The organism is Corynebacterium sp., from assembly GCF_030532965.1.
Lineage (GTDB): Bacteria > Actinomycetota > Actinomycetes > Mycobacteriales > Mycobacteriaceae > Corynebacterium.
On sequence record NZ_JAUNKC010000050.1, the window covers coordinates 1 to 9395 of the forward strand.

9 protein-coding genes and 1 pseudogene are annotated in these 9395 nt (G+C 53.1%); 4 read left to right on the plus strand and 6 right to left on the minus strand.

Features of this window, described 5'->3' with window-relative positions:
• Nucleotides 1-227, plus strand: a pseudogene (locus Q4D85_RS14160) (IS3 family transposase); the annotation flags it as partial.
• 319 nt (nt 228-546) lie between these two features.
• Here the strand turns inward: Q4D85_RS14160 and Q4D85_RS14165 are convergent.
• On the minus strand, nt 547-1467 hold the full coding sequence (locus tag Q4D85_RS14165; protein ID WP_303201418.1) for a PrsW family intramembrane metalloprotease: 921 nt from the start codon (nt 1465-1467) through the stop codon (nt 547-549).
• A gap of 1 nt (nt 1468) precedes the next feature.
• The gene (locus Q4D85_RS14170; RefSeq protein ID WP_303201420.1) at nt 1469-2089 is read right to left on the minus strand and encodes a hypothetical protein; all 621 of its coding nucleotides are present in this window, start codon (nt 2087-2089) and stop codon (nt 1469-1471) included.
• A 52-nt stretch (nt 2090-2141) separates the two neighbouring features.
• Between Q4D85_RS14170 and Q4D85_RS14175 the strand changes: the two genes are divergently transcribed.
• Nucleotides 2142-4061: a M13 family metallopeptidase gene (locus Q4D85_RS14175; protein WP_303201430.1), complete on the plus strand. Its 1920-nt coding sequence runs from the start codon at nt 2142-2144 to the stop codon at nt 4059-4061.
• Nucleotides 4062-4128: 67 nt separating this feature from the next.
• On the opposite strand, the gene Q4D85_RS14180 is transcribed toward Q4D85_RS14175, so the two are convergent.
• From Q4D85_RS14180 to Q4D85_RS14195, 4 genes are read right to left on the minus strand one after another with little or no spacing between them, the layout of a single operon-like run.
• The gene (locus Q4D85_RS14180; protein WP_303201421.1) at nt 4129-4854 is read right to left on the minus strand and encodes a hypothetical protein; all 726 of its coding nucleotides are present in this window, start codon (nt 4852-4854) and stop codon (nt 4129-4131) included.
• A 4-nt stretch (nt 4855-4858) separates the two neighbouring features.
• Nucleotides 4859-5566 (minus strand): hypothetical protein, encoded by a 708-nt coding sequence (locus Q4D85_RS14185; RefSeq protein WP_303201423.1) that lies wholly within the window; start codon nt 5564-5566, stop codon nt 4859-4861.
• 30 nt (nt 5567-5596) lie between these two features.
• On the minus strand, nt 5597-6535 hold the full coding sequence (locus Q4D85_RS14190; RefSeq protein ID WP_303201424.1) for an ABC transporter ATP-binding protein: 939 nt from the start codon (nt 6533-6535) through the stop codon (nt 5597-5599).
• On the minus strand, nt 6536-7126 hold the full coding sequence (locus tag Q4D85_RS14195) for a hypothetical protein (protein ID WP_303201426.1): 591 nt from the start codon (nt 7124-7126) through the stop codon (nt 6536-6538).
• Nucleotides 7127-7171: 45 nt separating this feature from the next.
• On the opposite strand from Q4D85_RS14195, the gene Q4D85_RS14200 reads away from it, so the two are divergent.
• Together Q4D85_RS14200 and Q4D85_RS14205 are read left to right on the plus strand one after the other, a co-directional pair.
• The gene (locus tag Q4D85_RS14200) at nt 7172-8071 is read left to right on the plus strand and encodes an alpha/beta hydrolase (RefSeq protein WP_303201427.1); all 900 of its coding nucleotides are present in this window, start codon (nt 7172-7174) and stop codon (nt 8069-8071) included.
• 114 nt (nt 8072-8185) lie between these two features.
• Complete coding sequence (locus Q4D85_RS14205; protein ID WP_303201429.1) at nt 8186-9301, plus strand: ATP-binding protein; 1116 nt, start codon at nt 8186-8188, stop codon at nt 9299-9301.
• The last annotated feature ends 94 nt before the right edge of the window (nt 9302-9395 follow it).

The following is a 9395-nucleotide window of genomic DNA, read 5'->3' on the forward strand; positions in this document are numbered from 1 at the left end:
ACTCTGGCGCTACACGATCGTTACCACACCGCTACGAAAAGCTCGTCCGGAACACTGATTCACCATACAGGCCATGGCACACAGTACGTCAGTATTGTTTACAATCAGCGGCTGAAAGAATCAGGAATTACCGAATCAACCGGCACAGCCTAAGGATTCTTATGACAATGCCCTCGCGGAAAATGTCAACGGCTCCTTATAAGAATGAACTCATCAATGCCCACAGATGGGTTGATGCTGTAGAAGTTGAAATCGCCACGTTCTGTTGGGTTACTTGGTGGAATGAAACCAGACTCGAAGAAAACCTAGGCTACCGCACACCAGTCGAAGTCGAAACGGAATATTGGAACACCCAACCACCAACAAGAAAAATTAAGGAAACAAAGTAAACGCCTAGGAACAAAACCTACGGCAGTTCAACTAGACTCTAATTACAACTTTGTCATGTATTTCTTTGGATCCAGGTAGAGTTTTGCCGAAAAAGGCTATTTGCACACAATCGATCTATAACAAAATCTGCAAGTGCATCATAATTTCCGCATTTCTTTAACTAACCTTCGGACTCTCAGTTTCAGTCTCGCCGGATCGGTTAATTCTTATTATCTTGGGCGGCAATTGGGCCATGTGGGTGATTGGCTGTGAGGTTTTAAGCGGCACGCCCTCTAGTTTCGCCTGCTTATTACATAGGTACCAGCAGTAGATAAAGGTGGGATACAGCACTAATGCCACACCAGCTAGCCACGTGATCTGGAAAGTGTTGCCTCTATCCCACAGGATGTTCCAACAGAAATGTAGCGTGAAGGCGGCAAGGAATCCGGCGGCGAGATAGGCTAACCGCCGCGCAAAGGAGATATTCGCTAGATACATCGCATAGCCGACACCAAGCCCGGCGAGTGCCGACATAGTGATGTGCAGTCCTGGCCCCGCCACGGAGCGTAGTTGCCACATTTCCAGCGTCCCGGAAAAGTCACTATCTGAGTCGATAGTTGCACCGATGACGCCATACAGCAGATTTTCGATGGTTTCGAAGCCCAAGCCGATGATGCCACCGGTGACAAAGCCATGCCATGGGCGGTTGAGTTTGTTAAATTGCAGCAATATGAGGGCGGTTCCCAGCGTCTTTGCGATCTCCTCTGGATAGGCACCGCCAAACGACGCTGATACTTCAATCCAGCCGAGTTTTTCTGTTAGGTCGCCGATGGAGGAGCCAAAGATGGTAACGACTAAAAGCGAAACCCCAGAACCCCACAGTAGGCAACTGAGATACCATTTCCAGCCAGCTTTGGGCCACATTGGGGAAATTTTAAACAGGTAGGTTCCCACAAGCAGATAAATCGCCGCGAAGAAAAGGCCGACGAATAAGCCGGATACTGATAACAGCGCGTTTAAGCCAACAAGAACCACGCCAGCAATCGTGCCGAAGCAGATGGCAACTATGAACACTATGCGTCCGAAAGTATTTGGCATGCTAGGCAGCGCTCCAATCTGAGGTTATCTCTTGAAAGCTATCGGGGTCGACCTCGTTGAGTGAAAGCTTTTTGCCTGAAAGTTCGGCGTCTTCTTTGAGCAGGGTGGATAGGACCAAATCCACCGCGTCATCGCGGTTTTCCCCGGAGATCAACACAAGAATAGCGTTGCCGTCCTGTTCCCCATGTCCAGTAAGGGTGATTCCGGTTTGGTTGGTCTCGTCGAAGTTGTCCATAAACCGGACGTTCCCGCTGCGATACATATCGCCGTTGGTTGGTGGGGTATGCGTGCTGTAGCCCCGAATTGCCCGCCACAATGTGCGGCTTGGCTGTTCACCGGATTCAATGACAGTGGTGTCCAACACGAAATTGTCACATTCCCAACGTTTGGTAAAAGTTTCCGAAACGGCTTCGGCGCACTCGATTGGTTGGCCGTCGAAATCTTTGAGTTGGATTTCCCAATCCTCGTCTTTATAGCCCAATCGGACGGGTTCTTTTACTGGTTCGCCTTCGGGGACCACGAAATTAAGAATGGTAGGAAGTACCAGGAGAAATAGTAAAAATCCGCTAAAGCCCACCCACGAGGCAGTGGCGCCAGTAGGTCGGTGTCGGTAAAAAGCCATGATCCTAACTTACAAGACGAAATTAGATAATGTTGTTTTCATGACTATACCGATGAACGATCTTTTCCGTTTTGTTAACGGACCGTGGCTTGATACTCATGTTATTCCTGCTGATCGCGCTTCTGACGGCACGTCTTATAGACTGCGTGACCAATCAGAAATTGATGTTCATGAGATTGTCTCAGCCACCCAGGAATCCCGCGCAGGCAAATTGTATCGTTCATTCATGGACGAAGCTGGCATTGAAGAAAAGGGCATCGCAGCAATCGAACCGGACTTGCAGCTTATCGACGTTTCCACCGTCGCCGATTTCATCGATGCGCTAGGAGCACTCGACAAGGTGGGAATCGGTGCCCCAGTAGGCATGTGGGTGACGAAAGATTCCGCCAGCGAAGATGCTGTGGTGTACCTATTTCAAGGCGGGCTTAACCTCCCGGACGAAGCCTATTACCGGGATGAGGCACATGCTGAGCCCCTCGCTGCTTACAGGGAACATGTGGCGCGCATGTTGAAGTTCTTAAACATTGACGGCGACGCGGCTGACCGAATTGTCGCCCTGGAGAAGGACATCGCTGCTGGTCACTGGGACGTAGTCAGTACCCGGGACGCAGTTAAGACCTTCAATCCCACCGAATTTGACCAAGTGCCAGAAAAAGTTGCGGCTATGTTGCGTGCAGCTGACGTGCCACAACAGCGGCTCATTGTGATGATGCCGGACTTCATGGCTCACTTAGATTCCCTGTTGACTGAAGAACGGCTGGCGGATTGGAAACTGTGGGCTACGTGGCGGATTCTTAATTTGCGTGCGGCACTTTTGACCGATGAGATTGCCCGTGCCAGCTTTGATTTCTTCGGCACCAAACTCACCGGTGCTACCGAACAGCGGGATCGGTGGAAGCGAGCCCTTAATCTCGCTGAGGGGTTTGTGGGTCAGGAGATCGGTCAATTATTCGTCGACAAGCACTTCCCGGCAAGTTCCAAGCAAGAAATGCTCACCTTGGTGGACTACCTGGTCAAGGCATATCACGAGCGCATCAGCAATCTGGCATGGATGACGCCAACAACCCGTGAAAAGGCGTTGGAGAAGTTGGCGAAATTCCGCGCCAAGATCGGCTACCCAGATAAATGGCGTGACTATGGGGATCTGGATTTCTCCCCTTATGGTGCCGACCTGGTAGAAAACGTCCGAAAGGGCAGCGCGTTTGAGCACGCATACGAGCTAGCAAAGGTTGGCAAACCGGCCGACCGGGACGAGTGGTTTAGCACCCCACAGACCGTTAATGCGTTCTACAACCCGGTGGTCAACGACATTACGTTCCCTGCTGCGATTTTGCGCCCGCCGTTCTATTCCCCAGAGGCTGATGCTGCCGAGAATTTCGGCGCGATTGGCGCCGTGATCGGACACGAAATCGGTCACGGTTTCGACGACCAAGGTTCACAATACGACGGCGATGGTAATCTGCAATCTTGGTGGACTGACGAGGATCGCGCCGCGTTTACCGAGCTAACCGCCAAGCTAGTTAAGCAATTTAATGGTCTCGTTCCAGCGGTATTAGAGGGAACTGGCATTGAAACAGCTGGCGTTAACGGCGAATTCACCCTCGGTGAAAACATCGGCGACCTGGGTGGTCTGGGCATCGCCGTGGTTGCTTACCGGCTCTACCTCGCCGACAAGGGATTGGATTTCGATTCCTCCCCGGTCAAGCCGTTTATCGCTGACGGTGCCGATCCAGGATTAAGCGAACACGAGTATTCCGGCTTGCAGCGACTGTTCCTATCGTGGGCGCATATTTGGCGCACCAAACTCCGCCCCGAATACGCAGCCCAATTGCTCGCCATCGATCCACACTCCCCTGCCGAATTCCGCTGCAACGTTATTGCCGGTAACGTTGCAGAATTCTACGATGCATTCGACGTCAGCCCCGGCGCGAAGGTGTTCATCGAACCAGAAGATCGAGTGACCATCTGGTAAACCTGGGTTAACCAAAAATGAACGCGCGGCAGATCCAATGAAGATCACTGCCGCGCGTTTTGTGGTTTTATAGCGCGTGGAATTGGGTTCCGGATCTGATCGCCGCGACATAGCGTTTGGTGGCGAAGAATCCGAGGACCGCGATGAGGATAAAGAATCCGGCGTTATAGGTGGCGTCGACAAGCGATAGCGGGGTGTTCTCCCGCCACGATTGCACCACAGCACTTAAGGGTAAATACCGCATGACCTCTGGGTAGTAGCTCAACGGTACCACCGCGCCTGTGGTTAAGGGCAGAAACGCGATGACCCAATTGAGGAGAAAATACGGGTTGCCTTTGGCCAGACCAACGCCTGCGGCGGCGACCCCGAAGCAGATGCCGCATAATGCCGCGGGTAACACCAAACGCAGCATCGCAAGTGGGTGAAAACCATCGACGAGCAGGAATAATACGCAGCCAGTGAGTAGTGCTGTACCGAAAGCCGGAATGGCGATTCCCATGAGGTATTTCCAGCTGTGCCCCCGGCGGAAGAACACTTCGTCGATGATTCCAAGCGTACGATCGTGCACCACGATTGCAACAAAGGTGCTCGCCGCGATACCTAGGACGCCTATGCTTAACGACGCCAACGCGATCGCACGCACATCTGGTGCACCTATTCCGTGCCCGAGCAGCACATTGAAGGCCACACCAAGAAGTGGAATTACAAATACCCCGACGATAAAGGTGCGAATATTGGCAAAAGTTCCGGTGCTTCGGGCGGCCACCCGTGCCGTATCAAAGATAAATCGCATGAGTTTACACCACATCTATCGTTGCGTCGCGGCGGGCGGCGGCAAGCGTTGCGTTCGCCACGACTCGCACCAGTACAAGCCACAAACCGGTAACCGCCACGGCAATCATCGCGTCCACTGGGTTACCAGCAGCAAGGTAGCGAAACGCCCCAGCGCTGGGGATAACGAATCTGGTGACGTCGCTTGCCAGGTGGCCAGCCACCGCGAAATCGAAAATGCCGCTAAGCGCCAAAAGCGGTACCAGTAATAACCCTTCGTAGGCCAACGCATTGGGGGTTGCGATAAAGACCGCCGCTATCATGTAGCTGCTGACCACCACGGATAGCCACAAGACCACAAGACCTACGCCCAATTGAAAAGCCGGGACTTCGGTTGCGTGCGGAAACCAGACAAGCCAGGAAATAGGTGCCGCTAGTAAACCGAAGGTAGCGCAGGCAGTGACGGTGGGCGCTAGTCCGGCAAGGGATGAAATGCGCCCCGACACTAAGAAAACGAGGGTGCCTTTGAAGCGCTCGAACCCTAAGATCCCCGATGCGGTAGCGGCCAAGGTCCACATGCCGATGGCTATGGTGCGGACAAAACCCAGGTAGGGGTCACCGCCCCAGGCTGTAACGCCTATTCGTTGAATGATTCCCGCAACCACCGTGGTGCTTATAACCAATTGGAAAAAGTATGTGGTGCGGCTAAATTCGATCAGTTGAAACCACGCCATTCGGATAAAACGTACAAACCCCACGCCTAATTACTCGTTTCCGTTCGCCGCCAACGCCAAGAAAGCGTCCTCTAATACCGCAGAGCGCAAAGTGTATTCCCGGTCTTTAACCAGATCGGTTAATCCTGGTATCGATACCCCCACCGGAACGTAGTGGGTGACTCGCCACATTCCACCGTGCGGTTTGATAACCGTGCGCCCATAAGGCCGCAATGCGGTTCTAAGGTCCTCTAATTCGGAATCGTATTGCGGCACGGAACTAAACCCGAGCACCTGATCTACGTGGGCGAAGTCGAAAATGTCTTTCTCCTTGCCCACAATCGAAATTTCGCCGTTGTTTACAACCGCGATCCGATCGGATAACTGCGAGATTTCCGACATGGAATGCGATGTGAGTACCATTCCGGCACCCTGGTCGGCGGCTTTCCTAATCACATCCCGCACCTTAAGCGCAATATCGGGGTCAAGGCCGCTGGTGGGTTCGTCGAAAAGCAATACCTGCGGATTCCCCAACAACGCCCGCGCGATATGCAGACGCTGCTTCTGCCCGTGGGATAGGGCGGCCGCTTTCACCGACAACTTATCGGCAAGGCCCACCAACTCCAGTACCCGACTGATTTCTTGTTGCTGGTTGCGGTAGGAAACCCCAGCAAGATCGGCGAAAAACCGCATGTTTGCGTTCACTGTCGCTCGGGGGTAAAACCCTTTTTCTACCCCAAGAACCAACCCGATGTGTGAACGCGCCTGCTGCGGTTTCGCCACTGCATCAATGCCCGCGACCGTGATCGAGCCCGCAGTTGGGGCCAATAGGGTGGCGCACATTTTCACTGTTGTGGTTTTCCCCGCGCCGTTTATACCAACCAGCCCGAGGATTTCACCCCGGCCCACGCTAAACGATACGTCTTTTACCGCAAACGTTGCGCCGTTATCGAAAGATCGCTTGAGGTTTCTAACGTCTAAGGCAACCACCTAGATCGTCAGCTCCGCCAGCACATAGGTCACCCCGGTTTCGGTGTCGGTGCCGACCAACGCGAGCTGCACTGGTTTCGGCTCCAATTCGGTGGGTAGTTCCAGGCGGAAGTGCTTGCGTTCACCGTTGATATCGATATTTCCCGTGACGGTATCGCCGGAAATCTCATCAAGATGGATGTTTTCAATTGTCAGGTTATCCGCCCCCGCGCTGCCGGTTCCGCGAATAACCAACGGTGGTTGCACCCCATCGGAACGCTGTGCATTGGTATCGCCTTCGATAATCACGCGAATATACTCGGCGACGGCTACCGGGTCGGCGATGGTTTTCGTGACAAACCGCTGCCCCAATTCGCTGTGCTGCATGGTAGAAACCTCAAAGTCGTCACTGATGCGGTGACTCCGGTAGGTCACAGGCAATTGCAGTAGCGGCCCGGATTCCCTCACCAGCATGGTTTCGATTCCCACTTCGCCGTTCGGATCAACAAACCGGAATGCGCCCACCAGTTCATGCGGCCCAAAAATTTCGGTGAGGATCTCCGATTTTGTCGGCGTCAAAGTTGCGTTAAGAATCTCCGACACGCGTTCCATGCCTAGCCCCTTACTACTTAGTTCATCTTTGGATACCATGATGCCATGAGCGATAACACCAAAGCAGCAGAAGAGATAGAAAAAATTGAGCGCGCCGAATTTCAGGTCGGTGGCATCGACCGCGAAATGTCCCCTGAGCAGCAATTAGAACAACTCTCCACCTATATTGCCGCCCATTACGAGGCACCGGATAAAAATCCCCCGTGGTCCGATAATCCCTCCGACCCGGTACCGGCAGACACCTTCGACGCGCGGCTACCGGACCGCATTACGCATTCCGCGATGCTGATGCTGGGGGCGGCTGTGGATCACGCAATGCCGGGCGTTGCGTTCCCCGGAAACGTCACCATCACCGACGTTCCGGAGCTAAACGCCCAGCTTTTTAGCCCGTCTCAACCCCTGGAAGGTAAGTGGGCGATTTCGCTGCACCCCGGCGGTTGGTGGAAAGGCTCCGGGGTGGCGCTGGAAAACGCCTGGCGTCCGGAGGTCGCTGGCGTGGCTGAATTATCGGGCGTGACGATCCTCGATCTGGACTATCCGTTGGTTCCGGAACACACGCTGCCGGAGGTGATTTCCGCCGTCGCGGATGCCGCCGCCTGGGCGCGTGCGCACGGTGCCACGTCATTGGGGGCCTGGGGTTATTCCTCCGGCGGTGCGTTGGCGGTGCTTGCAAGCTCGCTTTTCGACGCCCTAGCGTTGACCTTCCCCCACCTTGACCTGTCAATGTTGCCGGAGTCCGTGCGAAGTGACGTCACCTCGTTCCCCGAAAACCTCCCACCAACATTCCTGCAGGTCGCCACTCATGACGTTATCGCGGACCGCTACCTATGGGCGGAAGCGCAGGCAACCGTCAAAGAGTACGTTTCCGAGCATCGCATCTCCACCCCTACCGTTGCACGGGAACGAGTAACCGATGTCGCCGAGTTTCTTCGCAACCAGCTGTAGCCCGCCTAAAATCCCTGGTCCTGGCTAAAACCTACAAATCCTACAAAACCTACAGGCGGTGTGAAAACCTACAAATCCTACAAAACCTACAAGCGAAAAGTAGAATTAGGAGTCATGTTAGCCAACCCATTCCGACCGAGCTTTGGAGTCAACCCCGTCGTCTTTGTCGGGCGCATGCAATTTTTGCGCAACTTTGAATTTGCCCTCAAAGAAGGCGTCGGTTCGCCGCATAGATTCACACTTATTCAGGGAATTCATGGGACCGGAAAAACTGCGTTGCTTAATCAGATGGAAGCGAAAGCAAAAGAAACAGGTTGGCATGTAGTTAGAGCCAGAGCATCTGAATCAATGGTTGAAGACTTGGTACAAGGACAACTACCTAAAATCCTCAACACAATCCACCCTCAAACGGTTGACCGTAGCATCACAAATATAAATGTCGGCGGCATAGGTGGGTTAGGGGTTTCTGTTCAGCAACGGTTTCCTGAAGGTCACACGTTATGGACCAGCTTAAATGAAGTAAGTCGCATATTAACTGAATCTGGACGTGGTCTACTAATTACCATGGATGAGCTGCAAGCAGCTCATCCAAAAGACCTCCACGAACTTTCCGACGCCATTCAAGATTCCGTACGTGATGGATACAACATCGCATTGAGCTTCGCCGGTCTACCAGGTGAAATAATTCGATTGCTGGAACATCCTGGCACCACTTTCCTACGGCGTGCAACTCCTATTACCCTTGGTGAGATCACGGATGAAGATGTGTCTTACGCCCTGGATTCAACGGCCAAACAAGGTGAAAAACACTTCACAACAGATGCACTACGTCTTGCCACTGGTTATTGCCACGGCTACGCCTTTCTCATTCAGCTCATCGGCTCAATCGCGTGGACTATGACCACCGGTGATGAGATAACCGAAGCCGAGGTTGATGATTGTCTTCCGCTTGTCATTGAACGGATGGGAGAAATGGTGCATAAACCCGCGTTACGCAATATCCCGTTTCGGGAGTTGGATTTCTTATGCACGCTTGCTGCCATGGGCGAGTCGGCTCGAACCTCTGACATCGGTGAGGCTATGGGGATTTCCGGAAGCCAACCTTCAACCTACAGGCGCCGCCTCATTGATCGCGGATTGCTCACCGCAAAAAGTCATGGTGAAGTAACTTTTGCTATGCCATATTTACGGGAGCACATTAATCAGAATTTGCATCTGTATCAAGGCTGATCCATCATCAACATTTGTTAGTACGTGCACGAAACATTGCATTGAGGTTTTCTCACCAGGTTTTGTGGTGGTTGAGGTGTAGAACGGTTAAAGC